This window comes from Chitinophaga caeni (genome assembly GCF_002557795.1).
GTDB classification, from domain to species: Bacteria; Bacteroidota; Bacteroidia; order Chitinophagales; family Chitinophagaceae; genus Chitinophaga; species Chitinophaga caeni.
This window is the reverse complement of the sequence record NZ_CP023777.1, coordinates 639,831-664,596: the sequence shown is the minus strand read 5'-3', so window position 1 is coordinate 664,596 and position 24,766 is coordinate 639,831. Positions and strand designations below refer to the sequence as shown.

Annotated in this window: 20 protein-coding genes; 11 read left to right on the top strand and 9 right to left on the bottom strand. The window is 42.5% G+C overall.

The window, feature by feature from the left end; translation table 11 throughout:
• Nucleotides 1–11: 11 nt before the first annotated feature.
• The 3 genes from serC to COR50_RS02670 form a co-directional block, all read right to left on the bottom strand.
• On the bottom strand, nt 12–1,121 hold the full coding sequence (gene serC, locus COR50_RS02680) for a 3-phosphoserine/phosphohydroxythreonine transaminase (protein WP_232516258.1): 1,110 nt from the start codon (nt 1,119–1,121) through the stop codon (nt 12–14).
• Between the two features lie 111 nt (nt 1,122–1,232).
• A complete protein-coding gene (locus tag COR50_RS02675; RefSeq protein ID WP_098192546.1) occupies nt 1,233–2,210 on the bottom strand; it encodes a zinc dependent phospholipase C family protein in 978 nt (325 codons plus the stop codon).
• A gap of 79 nt (nt 2,211–2,289) precedes the next feature.
• Complete coding sequence (locus COR50_RS02670) at nt 2,290–2,925, bottom strand: DUF502 domain-containing protein (protein WP_098192545.1); 636 nt, start codon at nt 2,923–2,925, stop codon at nt 2,290–2,292.
• 304 nt (nt 2,926–3,229) lie between these two features.
• Between COR50_RS02670 and COR50_RS02665 the strand changes: the two genes are divergently transcribed.
• From COR50_RS02665 to COR50_RS22545, 7 genes are all read left to right on the top strand, one after another.
• The gene (locus COR50_RS02665) at nt 3,230–3,838 is read left to right on the top strand and encodes a TetR/AcrR family transcriptional regulator (RefSeq protein ID WP_098192544.1); all 609 of its coding nucleotides are present in this window, start codon (nt 3,230–3,232) and stop codon (nt 3,836–3,838) included.
• 15 nt (nt 3,839–3,853) lie between these two features.
• Entirely contained in the window at nt 3,854–5,227 is a 1,374-nt protein-coding gene (locus tag COR50_RS02660; RefSeq protein ID WP_098192543.1) for a TolC family protein, read from the top strand.
• A 30-nt stretch (nt 5,228–5,257) separates the two neighbouring features.
• Nucleotides 5,258–6,367: an efflux RND transporter periplasmic adaptor subunit gene (locus COR50_RS02655; RefSeq protein ID WP_098192542.1), complete on the top strand. Its 1,110-nt coding sequence runs from the start codon at nt 5,258–5,260 to the stop codon at nt 6,365–6,367.
• A gap of 45 nt (nt 6,368–6,412) precedes the next feature.
• Nucleotides 6,413–9,955 carry an efflux RND transporter permease subunit gene (locus COR50_RS02650; protein WP_098192541.1) on the top strand — a complete coding sequence of 1,181 codons (3,543 nt, stop codon included), beginning with the start codon at nt 6,413–6,415 and terminating at the stop codon, nt 9,953–9,955.
• A gap of 510 nt (nt 9,956–10,465) precedes the next feature.
• On the top strand, nt 10,466–11,254 hold the full coding sequence (locus COR50_RS02645; protein WP_098192540.1) for a TIGR00266 family protein: 789 nt from the start codon (nt 10,466–10,468) through the stop codon (nt 11,252–11,254).
• Between the two features lie 237 nt (nt 11,255–11,491).
• Nucleotides 11,492–12,772 (top strand): kynureninase, encoded by a 1,281-nt coding sequence (gene kynU / locus COR50_RS02640; RefSeq protein ID WP_098192539.1) that lies wholly within the window; start codon nt 11,492–11,494, stop codon nt 12,770–12,772.
• A 1-nt stretch (nt 12,773) separates the two neighbouring features.
• Nucleotides 12,774–13,943, top strand: a complete 1,170-nt coding sequence (locus COR50_RS22545; protein ID WP_232516257.1) for a 2'-5' RNA ligase family protein — start codon at nt 12,774–12,776, stop codon at nt 13,941–13,943.
• Nucleotides 13,944–14,030: 87 nt separating this feature from the next.
• On the opposite strand, the gene COR50_RS02630 is transcribed toward COR50_RS22545, so the two are convergent.
• Complete coding sequence (locus COR50_RS02630; RefSeq protein WP_098192538.1) at nt 14,031–14,594, bottom strand: hypothetical protein; 564 nt, start codon at nt 14,592–14,594, stop codon at nt 14,031–14,033.
• A gap of 281 nt (nt 14,595–14,875) precedes the next feature.
• On the opposite strand from COR50_RS02630, the gene COR50_RS02625 reads away from it, so the two are divergent.
• Entirely contained in the window at nt 14,876–15,190 is a 315-nt protein-coding gene (locus COR50_RS02625; RefSeq protein WP_098192537.1) for a helix-turn-helix domain-containing protein, read from the top strand.
• 26 nt (nt 15,191–15,216) lie between these two features.
• Here the strand turns inward: COR50_RS02625 and COR50_RS02620 are convergent, their stop codons facing one another.
• The 4 genes from COR50_RS02620 to COR50_RS02600 form a co-directional block, all read right to left on the bottom strand.
• Nucleotides 15,217–16,221 carry a FecR family protein gene (locus COR50_RS02620; RefSeq protein WP_098192536.1) on the bottom strand — a complete coding sequence of 335 codons (1,005 nt, stop codon included), beginning with the start codon at nt 16,219–16,221 and terminating at the stop codon, nt 15,217–15,219.
• A 53-nt stretch (nt 16,222–16,274) separates the two neighbouring features.
• Nucleotides 16,275–16,886, bottom strand: coding sequence for an RNA polymerase sigma factor (locus COR50_RS02615; RefSeq protein ID WP_098192535.1), 612 nt, complete (start codon nt 16,884–16,886; stop codon nt 16,275–16,277).
• Between the two features lie 8 nt (nt 16,887–16,894).
• Nucleotides 16,895–17,623: a head GIN domain-containing protein gene (locus COR50_RS02610; protein WP_098192534.1), complete on the bottom strand. Its 729-nt coding sequence runs from the start codon at nt 17,621–17,623 to the stop codon at nt 16,895–16,897.
• 420 nt (nt 17,624–18,043) lie between these two features.
• A complete protein-coding gene (locus COR50_RS02600; RefSeq protein WP_098192532.1) occupies nt 18,044–18,361 on the bottom strand; it encodes a carboxypeptidase-like regulatory domain-containing protein in 318 nt (105 codons plus the stop codon).
• Between the two features lie 545 nt (nt 18,362–18,906).
• On the opposite strand from COR50_RS02600, the gene COR50_RS02595 reads away from it, so the two are divergent.
• Nucleotides 18,907–20,760: a 2-oxoacid:acceptor oxidoreductase subunit alpha gene (locus COR50_RS02595; protein WP_098192531.1), complete on the top strand. Its 1,854-nt coding sequence runs from the start codon at nt 18,907–18,909 to the stop codon at nt 20,758–20,760.
• 385 nt (nt 20,761–21,145) lie between these two features.
• Here COR50_RS02595 and COR50_RS02585 read toward each other — a convergent pair whose 3' ends face one another.
• A complete protein-coding gene (locus COR50_RS02585; protein WP_098192529.1) occupies nt 21,146–23,368 on the bottom strand; it encodes a DNA cytosine methyltransferase in 2,223 nt (740 codons plus the stop codon).
• A 200-nt stretch (nt 23,369–23,568) separates the two neighbouring features.
• Between COR50_RS02585 and COR50_RS02580 the strand changes: the two genes are divergently transcribed.
• Nucleotides 23,569–23,916: a hypothetical protein gene (locus tag COR50_RS02580; protein ID WP_098192528.1), complete on the top strand. Its 348-nt coding sequence runs from the start codon at nt 23,569–23,571 to the stop codon at nt 23,914–23,916.
• A 2-nt stretch (nt 23,917–23,918) separates the two neighbouring features.
• Nucleotides 23,919–24,764, top strand: a complete 846-nt coding sequence (locus COR50_RS02575; protein WP_098192527.1) for a hypothetical protein — start codon at nt 23,919–23,921, stop codon at nt 24,762–24,764.
• Nucleotides 24,765–24,766 lie beyond the last annotated feature (2 nt).

Here is a 24,766-nt window from a genome sequence, read left to right as displayed (position 1 = left end):
TCGTATGTAGGTTATACTTTTTTCAAGCTGAAATACTTCATCGCTTCTACCATCACTTCCACGCTTTCATATGGTAATGCATTGTAGATAGATGCCCTGAATCCACCAACGGTGCGGTGCCCACGGATGCCTACAATATCTTCTTTTTTACAGAATTTCAAGAACTCCTCTTCCAGTTCCGGCTTATCCATCACGAAGCAAACGTTCATCAAGCTACGGTCTTCCTTAACGGCAGTGCCTCGGAATAAAGGATTGTGGTCGATCTCATCATATAACAATGCGGCCTTCTTGGCATTTATTTTTTCGATACCGGCTAATCCACCTTGGCTCTTCAACCAACGGAGCGTTAGCATGGATATATACACGGCAAATACGGGAGGGGTATTCAACATGGAGCCATTCTCGATATGTTGTTGATAATCGAGCATGGTAGGTATTTTACGACCAACTTTCCCAAGCAAGCTCTTGCGAATGGCTACCATCGTAGCGCCCGCTGCACCCATGTTTTTCTGCACACCCGCAAAGATGAGCGAAAACTGGTTATAGTCCATCTGCCTGCTCAATATATCGCTGCTCATATCCACTACGATCGGTAGATCCGTCTTGGGCATTTCGTGCCACTGGGTACCGTAAATCGTATTGTTAGACGTGATATGCAAATATTTTGCTTGGCCGGGAATGTTAAATTGTTTCGGTATATAATTGTAACCACCTTCCTTGGAGCTGGCAATTACATCTACATAACCGAACAGCTTCGCTTCCTTGATGGCCTTGTTAGACCATACACCGGTATCGATGTAAGCAGCTGTTTCCCCACTATCCAGCAAGTTCATCGGGACTTGCATGAATTGTGTGCTGGCGCCGCCATGGAGGAATAATACCTCGAAGTCGTCGTCCAATTGCATTAATTCCCTTGCAAGTGAACGCGCTTCATCCATAACTGCCATAAAATATTCCGTGCGGTGACCAATTTCAAGTATCGACATCCCAGTACCATCATAATCAATCAATGCCTTGCTCGCTTTGTACAGTACTTCGTTTGGCAATACAGAAGGGCCCGCGTTAAAATTGTGCACCTTCATTGTACGATCTAGATTGAATTCGTTGTTAGCTTTTTCCACAGTTTTTATGGTTTTTCTAGGATGTTAGGCAAAAATTGACGGCTGTCAGTGAAGGATTGGTTAAAAAGATAGAGTAACAAAGATAATCGATCTTTTTTAATTATTACTCAATTACTCATGGTTCCGGCCAAATATTTTCCCTTTTCTCCAATGTTGATTTAATTTCTGTATTTCGGTTTCTTCGGCGCTTGTTGCAGTTGGACTGAAATGCTTGTCCAATACAGGTTGACCGGCATTGATCCAAGCCGTGTACCAACAACTTGCTACTGCAAAGATAGCATTCCGCATTCTTCGTTGTACCATGTCGCCTAATAATTCCTGGTAGGCACGGGTATACATTTCGGAATACTGGTAAACTAATTGGTTGCTCCGCAAGGTAAAGCTGTATTTCTGTTGCAAGGGTAAACTGTCGCTCAACTGTTTTTCTAAGCGTAAAACGGTATCCGCAGCAGCGGCGCTTTCCAATATGACTTTCCAGATAAAGCTCCCGGGATCATCGATGTAGCGGGCTTTACCGACCCAATAATTAAAGTCGGCATCGGCTACCAATTCGGGAATCTTGCTCTCCCATAAACCGTGAATCCCTTCCTGTTGCGAGAATTGCCCGTTATGATTGCTGCAAGCATGTAAAGGCACATGTGCATCCGCAACATAATGCCCCAGCTCCGTTGCAATTTTAAGTATGTAGCGAGTATCTGTAGTGTCAAAAGCTTTCGTAAGCCGGGCAAGCATCCATTCAAAATGCCAGGGCAGGATACCGCGGGACTGCAAGCTATCCCGGCCAAATTTGGCCAAGGCATCCCGGTAGTTTCTCGGGAGCTCCGGGTAAGGATAAGTGCCGTAAAGGTCAATATCTATATAATGCCTCGGGCCTTCCGCGGGGATCATATAGCGGCGTTTATCAGGGTCACAGGCATGTTCTGTAACATATTCCAATCCCGGTTTAAAAAGCACCAACATACCAGGCGGCAAACTGTAGACAGCCAGCCGGTTGATGCGTTTATGTGCAAAGAACCCCCAGGCTCCGCTTTTGAACGGGATAATAGCGATGGCAATTAGCAATATGCTAAGGCAAACAATGGATTTCATATCGATGATCTCTAGGGTTAAAAAAATCAGCCCGTCATATGGGCTGATTTAAACTAATGATTTTTATCAGCGTGGCCAACTATTTTTCGGAGCCCGCATCACCATGTATTTGTGTAACGCCCCCCGAAACGGCAAACTTCATCGCTTCCCCTGCCGATACGTTCGACAACTCTTTCACCTTGGCGCGGCGCACCATGAATACTTTGCCGGTGATGGCGTAAGCGTGCGGTACATATACGGCAATGTAGTCATTGTCCAATCCCAGGCTGGTCACATCCTGTTGCGTGATGAACCCCAGCTCCCAAACATCTTCGCCGTAAATATTAGCCAACACGGGATGATCAAATTTCTTCTTTTCCCCTACGAAGGCATCGAACACATCTTTCACGGAGGAATAGATATACTTGATAAATGGTGTTTTCTCCAACAGGTGATCAAACATATCGAAAATGCGGCTCACGATAAAAGAGGAACTCAAGTATCCAACGCCTATTATCAGGATCAGCACGAATGCAAAGCCGACACCTTTGTATTTCAGGATATTATAAGGCGCATCCACCGGGACGAGGTCCCTAGGTACCAGGTTATCAATGCTGACGAATACCCAGTAAATAGTAAAAACGGTAATCCCGATCGGAGCCAATATCAATAGTCCCTGGAAGAAATATCTGAGGATCCGGGAAAGAAAAATCTTGAAGCGAAGCTTTGGCGACATGGTATTGCTTTAACTGTTGATCAATATTTGCTATGAATAAAAGGTATCAAAGAATCCGGGCACACAGCCCTTAAAAATAGTTTAAATGTTATAACTCTTAATGAGGATGCCCCAAATTAACACTTTGGTAATCAATTCCTGTTCGTAAATCAAGATACGAACCTGGTAAAATTACTGTATAAATACCGGCTTATCTAGCAATAAAAATTTGGAAAAATTTTGATGGAAACTTTTGTAGTTTAAAAAGTTTCCATAGTTTTGTTGCGGATTTGATCATCTATGATAAAGCATCTTTAATAAAATTATGGAAGTCCAAGAGCGAATATTAGATACGGCATTCATGCTGTTCCGGCAATTTGGTACAAGGTCTATCACCATGGACGATATTGCCGTGAAGATGGGAATCTCCAAGAAAACTTTGTACGCGCATTTTGAAGATAAGGATGATCTCGTTTTTCATGCCATATCTAGGTATTTGAACGTCATGCAGGCGCAGTGTGAAGAGGGGAAAGAACAATCTAAGGATGCCCTGGAAGAAATGTTTTTAGTGATGAAGATGTTGGAAGATAAGTTGCGGAATATGAACCCTGTTGCATTGCTCGATCTTCAAAAATTTCATGCTAAATCCTACCAGAGATTTGAAGAATACAAGGATGTATATATCGTGGAAACCATCAAGGAAAACTTAAAGCGTGGAATTGCCGAAGGTTTGTACCGTGAAGATATTGATATAGAAATTATGTCACAATTCCGGGCCGCATCTTGCCTGATCTGCTTCAGACCCGACCTCTTCAATATGAGCGGGCTGGATGTTGGACGCGTGCAAAGGGTGCTGCTGGAACATTTCTTATTCGGTATCTCCAGTACAAAAGGCTATAAACTTATTGAAAAATACAAGCAAAAATTACCCTAATATAAATCTGGACTTATGCAACTAAATTGGAAGCTCCTGTGCTCATGGGTGGCCAGGATGCTGATTCTTATGAATGCCAACGCTCAAACTCAAAGTCCCAATTCGACGAGTAACTCGGCGCCAACCCCGCTGAGCATACAGGAAGCTATTGATTATGCTTTGCAAAATCAAGCTGCTGTTAAAACAGCCAAGATCGATGAATTAATCCAGCTAGCAAAAAACCGCGAAGTAAGCGGGATGGCTTTGCCGAATGTTAGCGCTACAGGCCAATTCCAGGATAACCCGGTTATCCAGAAACAATTGATCGATGCGTCTAACTTCAGTGATACCATTCCGAAAGGAACGCTGGTGCCTTTTGCTTTCGGATTAAAATATAACCTGGTAGGACAAGTGGTTTTAAACCAGGTGCTGTTCGATCCCAGTGTAATGGTGGCATTACAGGCCCGGAAAACCCTGGAAGAAATGGCACGTAAAAATGTAGCCCGCACGAAGATCGATGTAAAGGAATCGGTTTACAAATCCTATTACGGTGTGTTGGTTAACAAGAAAGCGCATGAAATCATCCTGGAAAACATTCAAAGGGTAGAAAGAACTTTATTCGAAACGAAGGAAATCTATAAAAATGGCTTTGCCGAAAAACTGGATGTTGACCGCCTAACCGTGCAGCTCACCAACCTGAAAACGGAAGAAATCCGCTTGAAAAATGCATTGGAAGTAAATACGGCCTTACTTAAGTTTCAAATCGGTATGCCGATTCAAACGCCGGTTATTTTAACCGACACCCTTAGTATTGAACAGGTGAAAGCGCAAATGCAGGATGTACAAGATTTTGACTATAAACAACGCCCGGATTACGATTACCTCGACGTTTCCAAGCAAGCCCTGGAATATGATTTAAAACGTTATAAGTTGAATGCCCTGCCTTCTTTATCATTATCCGCCGCAGGCGGCGCCTCAAGGGCCAGTAATGAATTCGATTATTTCAAATCGAGGGTTTGGTACGGCTACGCTTATTATAGCCTTAACTTGAACGTTCCGATCTTTACAGGTTTACAAAGAAGGCGGCAGGTCGACCAGGCCGCGTTGAACGTGGAAAAAGCAAATGTTAATTTAGAGAATATGCGTCTTTCAATTGACTTGGAACAGGTGCAGGCCACGGCTAATTTCAGGGATAATATCCAATCCTTAACAGCCCAGGAAGATAATATGCAGTTGGCAACGGATGTATACGAAACGACGATCGTTAAATACCGCGAAGGTGTGGGTTCCAGCACGGAAATGATTACCGCTGAAACCGGTTTATTAACGGCGCAAAATAACTATTTCACCGCTTTGTACAACGCTATCTTAGCCAAGATCAGCTACCTCAAAGCTTATGGTAAATTATAATTCAACACAACTATTCTAATCTCCTTTTATATGAACAAAAGTTATTATTTACTTCCCGTTTTAGCCTTGTCTATCGCTGCTTGTGGCGGTGGAGGCAATAATCAAAGGGCCAAGGATTCCCTCAAGCTTGTTGAACTTAAGAAGGAAGTGGCCGACCTGGAAGCTAAATTGAAAGAAGGTGATACCAGCAAGACTGTTAAAATGAAGAATGTGCAGGTCGCTAGCGTTAGCGATACCACTTTTTATCATTATATCGATGTGCAAGGTAGCGTAGATGCCAGGGAAAATGTACAGGTATCTACCCGCTCCCAAGGTGGTGTTATCACCGCGATATACGTTAAAGAAGGACAATATGTGAAGAAAGGACAAGTGTTAGCACAAATCGACGACCAGGTGCAACGTGCCGGGATAGAAGAATTGAAAACACAGTTACAATTAGCCGAAGACCTGTACCGCAAACAAGCGAACCTTTGGTCCCAGAAAATTGGTAGCGAAGTACAATACCTCAACGCGAAGAATCAAAAGGAAGCGCTGGAAAAAAAGTTAACAACCATGAAGGAACAATTGGCGTTGAACCAAATCGTTTCCCCGATTAATGGTACGGTAGATGCGGTTATTGCCAAGCTCGGTGATATCGCTTCCCCTGCTGTCCCGGCTTTCCGCGTAGTAAATACCAACGATCTCAAGGTAGTAGCCAATATTGCTGAAACTTTTGCAGCTAAAGTGAAAACAGGGGATCAAGTAGTGGTATCATTCCCCGATATCAACAAGGAAATTCATACCAAGATAGGTTTTGCTTCCAAGACAATTGATCCCATTAGCAGGACCATCAAGGTTGAAATACCGTTGGCTAATACGGCTGAACTTCGCCCGAATATGATCGCGCATATCAAGATTATCGATTATAAAGCTGCGGATGCCATCGTGATACCGGTAAATGTTATCCAATACTCCCTCGGTAAACCTTACGTGATGATCATCTACAAAGAAGGAGACAAGCTGGTTGCCGGTAGGAAAACAGTTGAGCTAGGCAGGACTTACGATGATAAAGCAGAAATTATTTCCGGCTTGAAAGTGGGTGAACAAATCGTCACAACCGGTTACCAAGGCCTGAACGAAGGCGACCAGGTACAGCTCTAACCGGCGGATCATCAAAATATTATTCCGAATTGCAAATGCAATTGTATGAAAGATACTAACAAAGAATTTAAACCCACCAGTTGGAGTATTGATAACAAGGTAAGCATTTACATCGCTACCATTATCATCTCCCTGGCCGGTATATTATCCTATATGAAACTTCCGAAGGAGCAATTCCCGGAAGTAGTCTTCCCGCAATTTATCATCAGCACCTATTATGAAGGTACTGCGCCGGAAGATATCGAAACATTGATCACTAAACCGATCGAGAAAAAGTTGAACGCCATCTCCGGTGTGAAAACCATCAAGAGTAACTCCGTGCAGGATTACTCGATGATCACGATCGAGTTTAATGCCAATGAAGATATAGAAGCGGCCCGCCAACAAGTAAGGGAAAAAGTAGATGAGGCCAAACCCGATCTGCCGAATGATATGAAAGTGGCGCCGGAAGTGATCAAGATCGACGTGTCGCAGATGCCGATCATGAACGTGAACCTTTCCGGTGATTTCGACTTGCAAACGTTGAAACGCTATGCAGATGAGATGCAGGATCGTATCGAAGCCTTGAATGAAATTACCCGTGTAGACATCGTCGGCGCCCTGGATAGGGAAATCCAGGTAAACCTCGATAAATACAAGATGGATGCCGCCAGGATTAGTTTCGATGATGTGGCGATGGCCATCAGCGCTGAAAACAAAACAATTTCCGGCGGTTTAGTTTCCGTGGACGGGCAGAAACGAACCCTGAGTATTAAAGGGGAATATAAAGATCCCAAGAAAATTGAAGATATCGTTATCCGCGGCAGCTCCGGCGCAACCGTGTACCTGAAAGATATTGCCGAAGTAAAAGACGGCTTTAAGGAGCAGGAAAGTTACGCGCGCCTGGGTGGAAAAAATGTAATCACCCTGAACGTTATCAAGCAGAGCGGTAAGAACCTGATCGATGCCTCTGATAAAATCAGGGAGATCATCAAGGAGATGAAAGAAAATTACCTGCCAACTAACCTTGAAGTTACGATCACGGCAGATCAATCTACCTCAACCCGTGTTACCTTACATGATTTGATTAATACGATCATTATCGGTTTCATACTCGTAACCGTGATCCTGATGTTCTTCATGGGCGCCGTGAACGCTTTGTTCGTAGCAGCATCCGTTCCGATCTCGATGTTCATCGCGTTTATCATGATGCCGATGTACGGGTTTACGCTCAACATGATGGTATTGTTTTCCTTCCTCTTGGCACTGGGTATCGTGGTGGATGATGCGATCGTGGTAATTGAAAACGTACACCGTATCTTTTATGAACGTAAGGATTTGGGTGTCGTGAAGGCAGCTAAATTGGCCGCTGGTGAAGTGTTTTTGCCTGTATTATCCGGCACCTTGACCGTATTGGCGCCGTTCGTACCCTTGTTATTTTGGCCGGGTATCATCGGTAAATTCATGTTCTATTTACCGGTAACCTTGATCACGACCCTGGTAGCATCGTTATTCGTTGCATATATTATCAACCCGGTATTTGCCGTTGATTTCATGGACAGGCACGAAGGTGAAAACCATCCCAAGCCGACTTGGAACAAGCGTATGTGGATCGTGACAATCGTATTCGCGGTATTAGCATTGATCGGTTATGGGAATGGATTCGGAACCGGTAACCTCGTTGTATTCATATATTTATTATTAATCTTAGAACGCTTTTGGTTGGGCAACGTGGCACGGAAATTCCAAACTAATTTCTGGCCTAAGGTACAGGAGCGTTATAAAGCTATATTGCTTTGGTGTTTGAAAGGTTGGAGACCTGTTATGATATTATTGGGAACCTTCGGTTTGCTGGTGTTTAGCTTGGTCTTAACAATGGTACGTTCACCTAAAGTAGTGTTCTTCCCACAGGCGGATCCGAACTTTGTTTATACTTACCTGGAACTGCCTATAGGAACCGATCAAAAGTATACAGACTCCATTACCCAGATCGTGGAAAAGAGAATTACCAAGGTGGTAGGAGCACATAACCCTATCGTGGAATCTATTATTTCCAACGTAGCTGTTGGCGCTGGTGATCCCAATGAAATGGATATGAGCGTGAACTCCAATAAAGGTAAAGTAACCGTTGCCTTCGTGGAATTTGGCAAAAGAAACGGTCAATCGACTGTGCAATATCTCGATAAAATACGTGAAGCGGTGAAGGGCATCCCGGGCGTAGATATTACAGTGGAGCAAGAACAAGGCGGCCCGCCAACGGGGAAACCGATCAACATTGAAATCGCCGGCGATGAATTCGAAGAATTGGCCAACACTTCCACGAAGTTGAAGAACTACCTGGACTCCTTGCAGATCGGCGGTGTGGAGGAATTGAAAAGTGATTTCAAGAGTAATAAACCGGAAATAGTAGTTAGCATCGATCGTGAAAGGGCCAACCGGGAAGGTATCTCTACCCGGGCAATAGGGGATGCCTTGAGGACAGCCTTGCTGGGTCTCGAAGTATCTAAGTTCCGCGATCCCGAAGATGATTACCCGATCATGGTAAGACTCAAGGAAGATCAACGGAATAACATCAACACCCTAATGAACCTCAATATCACTTACCGGGATATGAACATGGGTGGCGTGATCAGGCAGGTACCGTTGGCAGCCGTAGCCGATATCAGGTATTCTAATACCTATGCCGGTATCAGGCGGATCGATCAGAAAAGGGTGGTTACTTTATATTCCAATATTTTGACGGGTTATAACGCCAATGAAGTTGTGAGTCAAATCAAGACGGCAGTAGACAACTTCCCGAAACCACCTTCTGTAAGTGTTAAGATGACCGGTGAGCAGGAAGACCAGGAAGAAACGATGAACTTCTTGGGAATGGCCGCATTGGGAGCTTTCGGGTTGATTTTGATGATCATGGTAATACAGTTTAACTCCATCGGCAAGCCGTTAATTATCATGATGGAGATCTTATTCAGTATTATCGGTGTATTCTTAGGCTTCGCAATATTCGGTATGGATATTTCGGTGGTGATGACCGGTGTAGGTATTATGGCCTTGGCGGGGATCGTCGTCCGGAACGGTATCGTGCTCGTAGAATTTACGGACTTGTTGATCATGCAAAACACCCCGGTATACCCGGCGGTAGTTGAGGCCGGTAAAACCAGGATGACACCGGTACTATTGACCGCAATTGCAGCTATCCTTGGCTTGATACCATTAGCCGTGGGTTTGAATATCGACTTTGCAACCCTTTTCTCGGAATTTAACCCGCATATCTACTTCGGTGGCGATAACGTGGCATTCTGGGGGCCCTTGGCATGGACCATGGTATTCGGCTTAATCTTCGCGACCTTCTTAACCCTGATCTTGGTTCCGGTTATGTACGCGATGAACAAGAGATCTATAGACATATTAGACTTATATCATTTGCCTAGATGGTTAAAATACATTCCGTTCTTGGTATTGATCCTGAAAATATTCACGAGGAGGGAAACGGTAAGGAAGTTGCACGACTGGGATTATGTAAGTGAAAAGCCTTACGATTTTTTCCCGGTGAAAGATGATGAGGTGGTAGACAGCGATCATGAATTAAAACATATATCAGCAAATTAATAATCGAAAGGTGGAGATGGCCTGCTGATCAGCTAGGAATTATGTACTGTTTGTAAAGTTAGTAATGATCGAATCAGCAGGATGTAGTATAAAGCAGGCCCATCATCATCTTTATAGATAAAAGAAATGTAAGAGACAACAGTGTAACAGTTGTAGGTTAAAAGATCGCCGTCACGATTTCCATCGAGACGGCTTTTTTATTAAAGGTAGCCGCAAGCCAAGTTTGCAAGCTGCATTTTGAGAGAAGATAATTACCCCGTTTTGAATATTTTAAGCTACAAATTGCTATTTTCGTTGCGGGCATTTAACCCGGAAAAATCGCCATTCAGAAGATTCTTCTTGCGAAAATGAAAATAAGTTCAGAATTTGCCATGCGAAGAACCTGTTATGAAATTATAGAAACGCTGAGCACTAATTTTATATTTTTAAATATCCATATATTTTAAGTTGTTTTAAAGAAGGATATAAGCAGATATAGGTAAGAGAATAACACATTTATAGAGTAGACTTATGCCACAGAACCATGAAATAGATTACCGCATTTTCGGTGAAGAAATGCAGATCGTAGAAATAGAGTTAGACCCACAAGAAACCGTGATAGCTGAAAGCGGTAGTTTTATGATGATGAACCAAGAAATCCAAATGCAAACGATGTTTGGAGATGGTTCCCAACAAAATCAAGGTTTTTTTGGAAAATTAATGTCTGCCGGGAAGCGTTTACTTACCGGGGAGAGTCTTTTTATCACCGCTTTTACAAATTCCGGCTACGGGAAGAAAAACGTGAGCTTCGCTGCGCCATATCCGGGTAAAATCATCCCTTTAAATTTACAATTGCTCGGGGGAAAGGTTATTTGCCAGAAAGATGCTTTCCTATGTGCGGCAAAGGGAGTTAGCATCGGGATCGAGTTCCAACGTAGGTTGGGGACCGGTATATTTGGTGGTGAAGGGTTTATCATGCAGAAGTTGGAAGGAGATGGGCTGGCATTTGTTCATGCCGGGGGAATGGTAATAGAGAAGGAATTGATGCCAGGAGAAGTATTGAAAATTGATACGGGATGTATCGTGGCTTACACGCAAAACATTGATTTTGATATAGAATTCATCCGAGGTATTAAGAATATGGTATTTGGCGGAGAAGGCTTGTTCTTTGCCGTTTTAAGGGGGCCGGGTAAAGTTTGGATCCAATCTTTGCCGATCAGCCGCCTCGCCAGCCGCATAGTTTCAATGAGCGGACCGGGCGGTAGGAAAGAAGAAGGAAGTATCCTTGGAGGGCTCGGGAACCTTTTAGATGGAGATTGATAAAAATAACTTGCAAAAAATAAGAATATACTTATCTTTAAGTAATTGGAAAACCAAAGATGCAAGATTAATGTGGTTAAGGCCCCATCGAAATTAATAAGATTACCAGGTATACATACATTATAGAAGAGCGATACAATATATACGAGTTACTTTACAGTTGAAAATAGAAAACGCAGATAAGAACCAACCTATACAGGCTATATACTATGGACTTATCGTGGCCTTGAAATCATTATGAACCTTTTTGAAGCATCGTTGTCCTTCGCACGGGAACTGGATGGGCAAGACGAATTAAGAAATTTTAGAGACGAATTTTATTTTCCCGAAAGAGATGGGAAAGATGCAATATACTTTTGTGGAAATTCATTAGGCTTGCAACCGAAAGGGGTGGAAGCAGCTATAGCACAAGAATTAGCCGATTGGAGGCAACACGCGGTAGAAGGGTATTGGAATGCCAAGAATCCTTGGTTGTTTTACCAAACAGCTTTGCGTGAACCATTAGCTAAAATCATGGGTTCGAGAGAGACCGAGATTTCGGTGATGAACACCCTTACCGTGAATCTGCACTTCATGATGTTGAGTTTTTATAAGCCAACAAAATCAAGGTTTAAAGTGTTAATGGAAGAAGGAGCATTCCCCAGTGATCAATACGCCGTTGAAACCCAGGTGAAAATGCACGGATTTGACCCGGAAGAAGCTATTGTTGAAATAAAACCCAGGCCGGGAGAGCATTTGCTTCGTTCTGAGGATATTTTGCAAATAATTAACGAACATAATGATACAATTGCTGTAATATTGCTAGGAGGTATAAATTATTATACCGGTCAGCTTTATAACTTAGCAGAAATTACGAAGGCAGCCCACCAAGTGGGAGCCATTGCAGGGTTCGACCTTGCGCACGTAGCCGGAAATGTACCTATGCAGTTACACGAATGGCAAGTGGATTTTGCAGTGTGGTGTTCTTATAAATACTTGAATAGTGGCCCAGGCGCCGTAGGTGGCGCTTTTGTACATGAAAAACATGCAGCCAACAGGGGGTACCCCAGGTTAGGTGGTTGGTGGGGAAATGAAGAAAGTACCCGATTTAAAATGGAAAAAGGATTTATTCCAAAAGCAACAGCGGAAGGCTGGCAAATGAGTACCGCCCAAGTGATGAATATGGTCTCCTTAAAAGCTTCATTGGAATTGTTTGACACAGCCGGAATTCACAACCTGAGAGCTAAAAGTATCCAATTAACGAACTATTTAGAATTCCTCCTGGCACAAGTGAAAGGATTAAATTTTGAAATAATTACACCAAAAGATTGTAATGAACGTGGTGCGCAATTATCTTTGCGATTCAATGAGAAAGGCAAGGAAATTCACCAACAACTGACGAACGCTGGCATAATTGTCGATTGGAGGGAGCCCGGTGTTATTAGGGTAGCTCCAACGCCTATGTATAATTCGTATGAAGATGTTTTTCATTTTTATGAAATCATCGAAAATATTGCTTCAAAACGCTTAATTAAGTAAGATGAACTTTGAGAGAAATGAACGCCCCCGAAAGTATTCTTCTCCTGATTTTAACAGAGAAAATGTAGAACCCAACAAAGACCGGGAAGGCGGCTTTAACAGAAAATCCGAGTACGACAAGGATTATGACCGCGGTTTTAACCGTGATCGTGATGGTGACAACAGGGGTTATGGTCGAGACAGGGACCGTGATGGTGGCGGTGGCTACGGCCGCGACCGCGATGGTGGATTCAGACCTTCTGGAGGTGGCTATGGCCGCGACCGCGATGGCGGTGGTGGTTACGGCGACCGTGACCGCGGTTACAACCGTGGAGGTGGAGGTTATGGCCGTGATCGCGATGGTGGCGGTGGTTATGGTGACCGTGACCGCGGCTACAACCGTGGTGGCGGCGGTGGTTATGGTCGCGACCGCGATGGCGGTGGTGGCTATGGTGACCGTGGTGGTTACAATCGCGGCGGTGGTGGCGATCGTGGAGGTTACAACCGCGGTGGCGGTGGTGATCGCGGTGGCTACAATCGTGGTGGTGGTGACCGTGGTGGTTACAATCGCGGCGGCGGTGGTCGTCAACAACGCCCAGGTGGTGGTGGACAACGCTTCAAACGTACTCCTAAGCCGGACAACAAGATTTACTTTATTGCCTTATTGCCTACGGCAGAGGTGGGTAAAGAGATCATTAAGATCAAGCAAGAATTTGCTGAGAACTACGGCCCGGTTTACGCATTGAAAGTATTGCCGCACATCACGTTACAAGTACCATTCACAGCAGATCCTAGCCTTGAAAGAGCCTTCTGCGAAGAGTTGACTGAATTTGCGAAAGACCAAGCTCCATTTGAAGTTACTTTAAATGGTTTCGGTACATTCCCGAACAAACAGAACCGCGTGCTTTTTATCAACGTGGAAAAAAGCGAGGAAATGAGCGCATTGCATCGTCAATTGATCAATTATCTCCGCAAAGAGTTCGGTTTCAGTACCATGTTGGCCCGTACAGGTTTTACTCCTCACGTAACTGTTGCCTTTAAAGACCTTACAGACGAACAGTTTGAAAAGGCTTGGCCGGAATACGAAAACAAGGAGTACACTGCCTCCTTCAAAGTAAATAACCTCTATTTCTTGCGCCACAACGGCAAGTCTTGGGAAGTGTTACAAAAATGTAAGTTAGGCGGCGCTTAATTGTGCTCTTATTAAATATATTATTCACCCCGGTATTAATAATACCGGGGTTGAGTTGTTTTGTTAATTGTTTGAATGAGTCAAAGCTTAAGGTTCCATGCAAAATTTAGTATCAGTATCAGGATTAAAAACAGAGATTCCTGTAGAGTAATTGGGTGTTAGATGGCCTTTGATAAATGCTAATTTAGAGGTACCTACACCAACTGGAATGTACACACCGGCAACGCATTTATAAGTTGGTAGAATAGCATCATCTATAAATTCATATTTACATTGAGACAGGTCCCATATCATAGTTGGTGCTGGAGCTATATAATTCATATGCGGTAATTCTGAATACCGTAAAAAGTTGCAACTATTGTCAGCAATAATCGTATCCAATTTAGCATTTAAACTCACAAAATTTTCAGCTTTTTTGGCATCACTATAATCTACTATTGAAAGCATTTTTTCAATATACTTTTCCATTTCAGATTCAGGAAGGTTAAGTTTTTTATAAGCCTCTTCTATCCTTTGGGCATTTTCTTTCCTATCGAATGTTAATGCCACAGCCACCGAGGTAGTTTTGTCAGCAGAGTATTTCACATTTGAATTTTTCTGGCAACTGAACATCATTGATAATGTTACGAGTGCTAAAAGGTATTTTTTCATAGGATGTACTAAGATTTTAAATAAAAAAAATTTCAATTAGACGATTCCTTATTGGCCAAATGGGTATTTCTAATGGGACTAATGTATATAATAAAATAGTGAAAGAGGTAACAGAAAATTAGCCAAAGTGTCAATATTTTGAACAATTAACTGTGAATTTATAATGTCAATCTTTCAATTTGCAACTACTGTATTTCTCATATTAAATCCTTATTATTGCCATTAGTTTTTGTTACTATTTGATAGTTGATTTTTCATCATTAACCTAATGAAATTGCAGTATGAACTATGGAAGAACCTTGCAGAGATTAAGGAAACTTAAAGGTGTATCCCAATTAGAAGTTGCAGAACACATAAATGTAAGTAGAACAACTTATGTTAATCTAGAGAAGGGTATGGGGGAACTCACCTTATCAAAAATTATTACTCTAGCTGAGTACTATAAGGTTAATATTAATTATTTTATTAATATAATATTAAATACGGACAATTATACTGATTGTTTACCTACTAAAAACCAAGAGTTTTGTGATATAAAAAATATGTTAGAAGAAATCCTCTTAAAAATTCACGATTTAAATGAAGTAAATAAATAAGATAATATATTATACTGCAATAAAATTTACCTTATATAATAGATATTATCAATAATATGATACTCCGAATTTGTAGCTCCAGTTAAAATGTCTAAAATTTCTGAAACAGCATAACTGGTAGAAATAGTACCATTAAAGTTCATTTCTACGAGGGTTGAATCTTCAACAATAACCCTTATACCGAAATTCTTCTCAATATCATTGATGACATCACCCAATGACTGGTCTTGATATTTAAATGTTTTATCTCTCCATTGGGTAAATGCAACAGATTCATTAGTTGATTTACGGATCGTTATTTCCTGCATACTTGCCCGGTTGCCTCGAGTTAAAATTACAGGCTGATCCGGTGCATCCTTGAGTGAGAAGGCAACTTTACCGGTTGTGACCACAATCTCGATACTGTCTTGCTGGTAAGCTTTAATGTTGAAGCTGGTACCGAGCACTACGGTTTTGCTATTACCTGCAAATACAGTAAACGGCTGCGTGCTTTGCGGTGCCACATCGAAAAATGCTTCACCAAGTAGTTGAATCTCTCTCGCGGTTGTCCCAAAATCGGTGCTATAGGTTAACCTGCTATTTTCATTGAGTTCTATCTGTGATCCATCGGGTAATTGAACGTTCTTGATTTCATTATCGATCGTTGCAACGGTAATATTATTATTGGCAAGGTCATGTTGCGGTTGTTTCCATATAAACAAGGCTAGCCCAACAACCGGGATAAGAACAGCAGCCACTTTGAACCATGACTGTTTGTACCAAGGGATATTAATAATTGGAGTACTTCCACCTCCGGAGCCTAGATCCACCATTCCTTGAAACCGTTGCCATTGCGATTCGATATCAACACCGGGGACATTGGTTTCCCCCGCGGCTAGCTCCCAGGTTCGCAATAGTTCCTTGTAAGCCAAGTCATTTTGCGGATCGGCTTGTCTCCAGGCACGGAGTTCCCCTTGCTCCTTTTCCGTGAGCGAGCCATCCAGTTGCCTGGCGATTAAAGTTTCTATATGTTCAAGATTGTCGAGCATCATGCGTAAAATTAATTGTAGGTTAGTGGTGCGATGGGCACCTGGTAATCGATTTGCTAATTACTTATCAGTTCTTTTAGTGAAACTCTCAATTTTTTTAAGGCTGTCATAACCTGGTTCTCCACGGTTTTGACAGATATATTTAGCGTGGAAGCGATCTCTTTATAAGAAAGTTCTTCGTACCGGCTCAATATGAATACCTCCCTACATTTTTCCGGTAATTCATTGACGGCAGCATCAATCTTGGCAGCAGTCTCCCGGAGATTACCTTGCATCGGCAACACCGGAATCTGCATATTTTCTTCTTCCAGCTCCGTGTGTACACCCCTTCGTTTTTTCTTATCCAGGTAATCTAACGCGGCATTGATAGCTGATCTCTGGATATAGGCTTTAAAATATACTTCGCCCAAACCAGCCCTCTTATTCCAAATCTTGATAAATACATCCTGTGCTAAATCTTCTGCTACAGACATATCTTGGACGAACCTGTAAATAGTTTTACAAGCCGGCGTAAAATAGGATTTGAATAGGGCGGCCATAAACCGGCGCTCATCTTCCTTTAACAATACCTGCAACTGGTCATTTCCTGGCATATTGCAAATATACAGGTTGCCCGGTTGCGAGCTGCTTTTAACATTTCGTGGGTTTAGACTTTCACTAACCTTCATGGATATAGCTATAACTTAACAATCGTACCTGAACCTAAGACCTCGGTGTCTACTTTTTGAGGATTTCCTTTATAACGAACGATACCGCTACCTAAAATCTTGATATCGATATAATCACGCACCTTTACTACTTGCTCCCCTGAACCGTTTAAACGTATTTTGGCATTCCGGCAGGATAGATCCAGCGCTTTGATAGATCCACTACCGTTGATCTCGGAGCGGTAATCGCTAGCATTCCCCACCAGGTCTATATGCCCGCTCCCCTGTACATTGCTAGTTAATTCTTCTGCTGAGGCAGCAAGCTTGATGTGACCGCTACCCCATAGCTCACAATGGAGCGCATTTACTTGCAAAGTGTCTTCGCTGTAAAGGTTACCTGAACCGGCAAGATTTAGTTGGCTGTAAATATCATTACTGATATATACTTTGGGGGTAATCCAACTTTTTACGTGAATATCCGGTCTTACCCTTATTTTAAGCGTATTTCCGGAGGTATATGTCTCGATGAATTTCAATACGTTGTCCTCTGCCTCAACTTTTACGCTCCTGTTATTATCTTGGGTGATCCATACATCTAAATCACCTTCAACCGTTATGGATTCGAAGTTTGACACGCTTCTCCGCTCGGTCTTGATATTCCCGGAGCCGAAAATGTTCTCACGGGTGCATGAATAATTTAATATGTAAAGAAAACATATTAAATACACTGAAATTTTTTTGTAAGCTTTTTGCATCATGATGCAGTTTTCAATTGGGATGTAAATAAAATGGCTGACATATTAAAGACGGCGGAAAGTGCTGCTACCCCTATGTTAGCCATAAAGAAATTCTTCATCTTGTGGAAAATTGTCCACGGCTTTTTGGGGATTTGTGTCCGGGGTGTAGAATTTCGTTCGCGTATTGAACGGGTTGCAGGATTATACGGATTCGATTTCTTTAGGTTTATTTTATCGTGTAATTGGTCGTTTCCCAGTTTATGCTTTATACAATATGCATATTGTTATTTGGAAAGGGGGGATTAACTATTTTGGTACGGGGTGCTTGGTACAGGGGTATAATTTTATTTATATCAAAAATTGATATAAATAAAAAGAGAGCCAGCCATGCATATGCATGAACTGGCTCTCGGCTTTAATTAACCCCTATGAAAACTAACTTTATTCGGATAATTTAATTTCTCCAAGATCTGTTGCTTTCCCATCTTCCACTTTTACATCGTTGATGGTCGCATCTTTATAAGGTTCTTTGGCATCAATTACAACGGTGTAAGTTCCTGCCGCGGCATTTTGGAAGGAAAAAGCGCCGTTAGTAACTGCGGTTTTAAGTGTATCCGTGGCGGATACAGCCCAAGCTTCTGTTGCTGCATCACCAGGGGTAACAGTACCTCCAATGGATCCACCTTCAATAGCTTTAAATGCGAATGTACCGATGGCTATAGCAGCCAGAGCTAACATGCTAGTTTTAATCCTTTTCATAGCATACAAAATTTAAAATGGTTTTAAAATAAAGAATGGTTCGTGTAAAATTTAGCGCATCAATTAATGATAAGTGTTTAATTATTTTAAGGGTGAATGGTTTCCGTCTAATTCTGTTCGCATTCTCGTATTTCAATTTTTCAAACACTATGCCAAAAGTTCGAAATGAACCACAGCGGTTGCTTTTAACATTTTTTTATCATTTTTATATGAATATTCGTATATGCGATAACGTTATATTTTTTCTGGGTAGATAGTACCCTGGTATTATGATAAACGGTATTTCCATTTTTGGGAATGATATATTTAGGAGTACTTACGATATTTTATAAACCGGTATTCCATGAATTTTTTCGGGGGAAATTGGGTAGGAAGCATTAAGAAGCACCTAATGATCTTCCCTCTCTAAATTGCTTGCAGCTGTAAAAGTCTACTAATTTTGTGTACTTTTGCGTCATGAAACTATCAAGAAGCTAAAGGAAATGCCGATTTTTAGCGACTGAATCCCTAATTTTACAGTTCATATAATTAAAATATATACTTAAATGCCCAATACTACGATTGAACAGCTGGAAGATGTGGTCATCAAATTTGCCGGGGATAGTGGCGATGGGATGCAACTTACCGGAAGCCAGTTCACTAATAATACGGCCCTAGTGGGAAACGATTTGAGTACTTTCCCGGATTTTCCCGCTGAAATCCGTGCCCCGCAAGGAACCCTGGCCGGTGTGAGCGGTTTCCAACTTCACTTTTCTTCCAATAGAATTTTTACCCCGGGCGATGCCTGCGACGTATTGGTAGCCATGAATGCTGCCGCGCTAAAAGCCAACCTGAAAGGACTTAAAAAGGGTGGAATCATCATAGCAAATTCTGATGGTTTCGACTCTAAGAATCTTAGATTAGCGAATTACCCCGATGGAATTAATCCCCTGGAAGATGGATCATTGGTTGATTATCAATTACATACAATAGATGTTACCAAGATGACCCGCGAGGCTTTAAAAGAGACTACGTTGGGGATGAAGGAAAAAGATAGGGCTAAAAATATGTTTGTCCTGGGCTTCATTTATTGGTTATACAACCGTGATATGTCCAGCACGGAAGATTTCTTGAAGGAGAAATTCGGTAAAAAGCCTGAAATATTAGAAAGTAACCTAAAGGTTTTACATGCCGGCTACCATTTCGGGGAAACCGTTGAAGCTTTTGCTACCCGTTACAAGGTGGAAAAAGCCAGGATGGAACCCGGAACATATAGAAGCATCACCGGGAATGTGGCCCTGGCTTATGGATTGATCGCAGCCGCGCAAAAGGCGCAGTTACCTATATTTCTAGGCACTTATCCCATTACCCCTGCTTCTGATATTCTTCATGAGTTAAGCCGACATAAAAACTTTGGCGTTCGTACTTTCCAGGCGGAAGACGAGATTGCGGGTATCACATCTGCTATTGGCGCCGCTTACGGTGGTCACTTGGGTGTTACTACTACTTCTGGACCCGGCATGGCGCTGAAAGGCGAAGCTATGGGGCTGGCGGTGATGCTTGAAATCCCGCTGGTAATCGTAAATATCCAGAGAGGGGGTCCATCAACCGGTTTGCCTACCAAAACCGAACAATCGGATTTATTACAAGCTTATTACGGTCGTAATGGAGAATGCCCGATGCCTATTATCGCGGCTTCTACCCCGTCTGATTGTTTTAGCGCGATATATGAAGCATCCCGTATCGCGGTACAGCATATGACGCCCGTTATTTTCTTAAGTGATGGTTATATTGCTAATGGTGCCGAACCTTGGCGTTTCCCTCAAAGTAGCGACCTGGCTCCTATCGAGGTGAAATTCAAAAAAGGATTGGATGAGGGTGAAGAAGTGTTTTTCCCATACCAAAGGGATGAGAACCTGGTTCGCCCTTGGGCTATACCGGGAACTGCCGGCCTGGAACACCGCATCGGCGGCTTGGAGAAACAAAACATTACCGGTAATGTCAGCTACGATCCAGAGAACCATGAAGTAATGGTGAAGATCAGGCAGGAAAAAGTGGACAAGATCGCTGATTTCCTCCCCTTGCAGAAGATCGAGCTGGGGCCCGAAAAAGGAAAGGTACTGGTATTGGGATGGGGATCCACTTTCGGAGCTATCAAATCTGCCGTGTTGGAATTATTGAGTGAAGGACATGAAGTGGCACATGCACATTTACGCCATTTGCGGCCTTTCCCTAAGAATTTAGCAGAAATATTAAGTAACTATGAGCATATCCTGGTTCCTGAAATCAATAATGGGCAGTTGATAAAAATTATCCGTGACCAATTTTTGGTAGATGCCAAAGGATATAATAAGATTATGGGCGTACCCATTACCAAGTCAGAATTGGCAGTTAAAATCAGGGAGATTTTAGCACAATAATATATTTATATAAAACAATGGTCAAAAACGCCCCGGCATATTTACTGCCGGGGCGTTTTGATATTAATTCATTATTGTCCGACTAAATTTTAACCGGGGCCCTCAATAGTTCGATTCAATGTTCATCTGCTCGTTTCTTGTACTTTTTTGTTTACCCAAAAAAGCACCAAAAAAAGGCACAAATTGGCCATTACGGCCACCAATTTGATCGCTCGATCTGGCCTTTCTACTACTGTATGGCCAAGCTTCCCTTCGCTATCAACGGTGCGAAGTTCCACGGTTTTCTTGGCTGGGGGTGAATGTATCATCCTTCGCTTATATCCTTGACCAGGTAAGGAATTCAAGTACCTTTAAAGCATTTTTAGTCGGACAACAATGATATTAATTAATGAATATGTTTTAATATTTCCTGCGCCACGGCACGCGCTAACAGCGGCGGAACCGCATTGCCGACCAGGGTAAATTGCGGCACTTCCATTTTTCGTTTTATTCCACCGGTAGCTCTTTTCCCTTGGAAAACAAAAGAGTCGTCGAACGATTGCAAGCGGGCCATTTCCCGCACTGTTAATGCCCTCGGGCTGGCGTAATGGATATAATCATCGGGGATGGTGACAACGGTAGGGCTTTGTTGGTTTGGCTTTAGCACGTTATAGCTTCTTTTATCGGAAGCGAGTCCTTCGGTCCTTAATCGTTTCTTTGCCAAATCATAATCGCCTTCTTGCAAGATCACCTCCAATCTTTTTACAACGGAACTATTTTGTTTGCTGGTTTTATGATTTAGTAAAGGTGCTACAAAATGTGATTGGATATTACTCAGTTCTGTTGCATGCTTTACGAAAAAGGGATGCTTTGCATGTGGAAACCTGCCTGACAACCGTCCTTTTTTAGACCAATCGGAATAAGACAAACCGGACTTAGCATTCATACTGCCATCGAGATCACGTTTCTTAAGTAATGCGGCCATTACCTTGGAGCTTCCATTATATTTCGCTTTTAAATCCACTTCCTCGTATTGGAATTTTTCCTCGCCCATATTGATGAAATCAAGATCATGCAACGCTTCGAACACGGTGACACGTTCCTTGGCCGATACTGTTGGCGGCACTTCTTTCACCGGGGATTGATCTTTCCTACAGCCGATGAACAGCACCCTTTCCCTGTTTTGCGGCACACCGTAATCAGCGGCATGCGCTACAAACGGCTCTTCGATATTGTAAAGCCTAATTTGGTTAAGAATCTGTTCAAACTCCCGCGATGCTTTTGCTTCCTTTACATACGGCTTTAAACCTTGCATGCAATCATCAAACGTGGTAGTATATATTTTGAGACTGGCGAGCAATTCATCTACATCAGCCTTATATTCCTTGGAAGGGGATAAGAATTGGAATGCTTTCTGGATTCTTTCGATGATATACCCGGGGTCTATCGCCGTAAGAAAAGCGTTGAAATCACCGACGAACAAATCGTTATCAAGGTCACTGGACGACTTCTCATGGATCACCCTTTTCTTTAGGGCAGTAAGTTCGCGGCTCCTTTCGAGCAATTTAAATCCGTGGCGGATCGTATTGATATGGATACTTGTTTTACTTTCTTTATAGCTTACGATTTTAGGCGTAAGCTGTTTGAATTTCTTTTCAACGAGCAGGATGTATTTGCTTTTTAACTCATCCAGTTCTTTGTCGATCGCGGTTTCAAATTGCAGGCGGTCCAGGTAACAGTTGAGCAGGAATGTCGATTTTTTCGTTTGCTTCCCCAGTCGTTTAATAAAATCCAACAGGATATGAAAGTCATTCAGGTCAATGATCGAACGTATTTCCTGCAAGATCATTTCCTTGATTTTCCCCCTTTCCTTGGTCAGGATGCCTTTTACATTCTCCATTACGAAGTACTTAGGTCGTAATTGACGAATCACTTTCAGGTAATGGGCAAAAAGTTCATCTTTCTTATCAAATTTGCTGCGTTTACCTGCAAGGCTGAAGCTTTGGCAGGGCGGGCCGCCGCATACTACGTCCACCGTTTTTCCATCTAATGATTTAACCAGGTTATCCAAGAACCCCGGTTCGCTGATATCTTGCCGTAAAAAGGCTACATCCAAGCCTAGCTGGTAATTATACCGGGCAAGGTGTGTCAACTCGCAATTTTCGTTAATATCGCTAGCCAATAAGAAATCGAATATTTTGTCCTTGAATTGTGCTTGTAAAAATCCTTCGCTAAAGCCGCCGGCGCCGGCAAATAAATCCAGGAAAGTAAACTTCTGTTTACCTTTTTCGAAATCAGAAGTAGCCGGGAGGATCGTCTTATCATTATTAGCCTTTCGTCCTTTTACAAAAGACAAAATTTTCACCTTCAACTTTTTCTCCGTTAGTTGTGCCGGAGCGGCCGTGTCCATAAAATGTATTACCTGCTCTTTCAAGAAAAACAGGTACCTGTTTATTTCCTTATGATGGGGATGTTTTTCATCTACCAACTGCGACTGGGGATCCCATTCCGATTTATGGACTTTCTCCCCGGTAGCCACTTTTATTTGCACAGATTTATGGCGCAATACTAGGTGGATGGGCGCACAATCCCTTTTGTCAGCCTTATCTAAGTAAAATTTTACACTCATGGAAGCACATTCAATTACGGACAAATTTACGGACAATAGTATTAGCTTGTTAATTTTTGATTACGAATATTTATCCACCGGAATAATCATGGATACGGAGAACTTTAAAAAATTGAATTATCGTATATTCGTCATCTAATTAATATTTTACATATTTAAATACAAATAGTAGTCATCATTTAACCTTTAAAAAAGTTGAAATGCCGGATACAAACAACGGAGGCGCGTTTATAGATTCCTTGCGCCGCAATAATGCCAAAATTCGTGAAGACCGTGCTATCGCGATCGCGGAAGATGCCCAGTTAATCTACAAGCGCGAAACGGAAGACCTGTCACTGATGATTAAAAAATTGAAAAGGGAGCAGGAAAATATGCTGGATATGAGTCCCACGGATGCCAACAGCCTGGTACTCGCCTCTGATTTCGATGCCAAGTCGTTCGTGAGTAAGGATTTAGAACTAGCAGTGAAGATCAGGAACCTTGAAATTAAGTTGGAGCTGGCAGTAAGGAGATACCAGCATTTATTCGGTGGAAATTTAAATTTATAATTATGGGATCAGGAAGGTTTAGTTACGAATCGTACACACGTCTAAGAACGGTTAAGTCATATGACAATAAATCCAGGGAAGAAATTTTTACGGCAAGAGCTATTGATCCCGAAATGGATCCGAAAACGGTAATCAAGAGAGAGTCCCGCGATTCGGAAGAACACCCGGAATCCTTGTCGATCATCGTGGGATTGGATGTTACCGGTAGTATGGGTTTTATACCGGAAGATATCGTTAAGAATACATTGCCCGACCTTGTCGGCTCCCTGATGGAAGCGGGTATTCAACATCCGCAAGTATTGTTCTTAGGCATCGGGGACTTTATTTATGACCGGGCACCTTTGCAGGTAGGACAGTTTGAATCATCCGCGGAACTGTTGGATCGCTGGTTAACCAAAGTATATCTCGAAGGTGGCGGCGGTGGAAATAATGCCGAAGGTTACAACCTGGCGCATTTGATCGCTGCAAGGCATACCAGCATCGATTGTTGGGAGAAACGCCAACAGAAAGGATTCCTATTCACGATCGGGGATGAACCTTGCCTGGCAAACATACCTGCCGACGTAATCAAACGCATCACTTCTGAAACGGAAGCACGCACCATTAGCACTGCAGACATCATCCGGGAAGCTTCGAAAATGTACGAAGTATTTCACTTGCATGTAGAGCATGATGCTTATTCCGCTACAGATATGAGAAAAGGCGTTTGGAAAGAACTTTTAGGCGAACGGTTTATCGTTGTAAAAGATTATAAACAGATCGCTAAGCAAATTGCGCAACTTGTTATCAGTCAATTTAACAAGAAGAATAATAATACGGATAATATTACCGTGGAAGATATGCTATAATA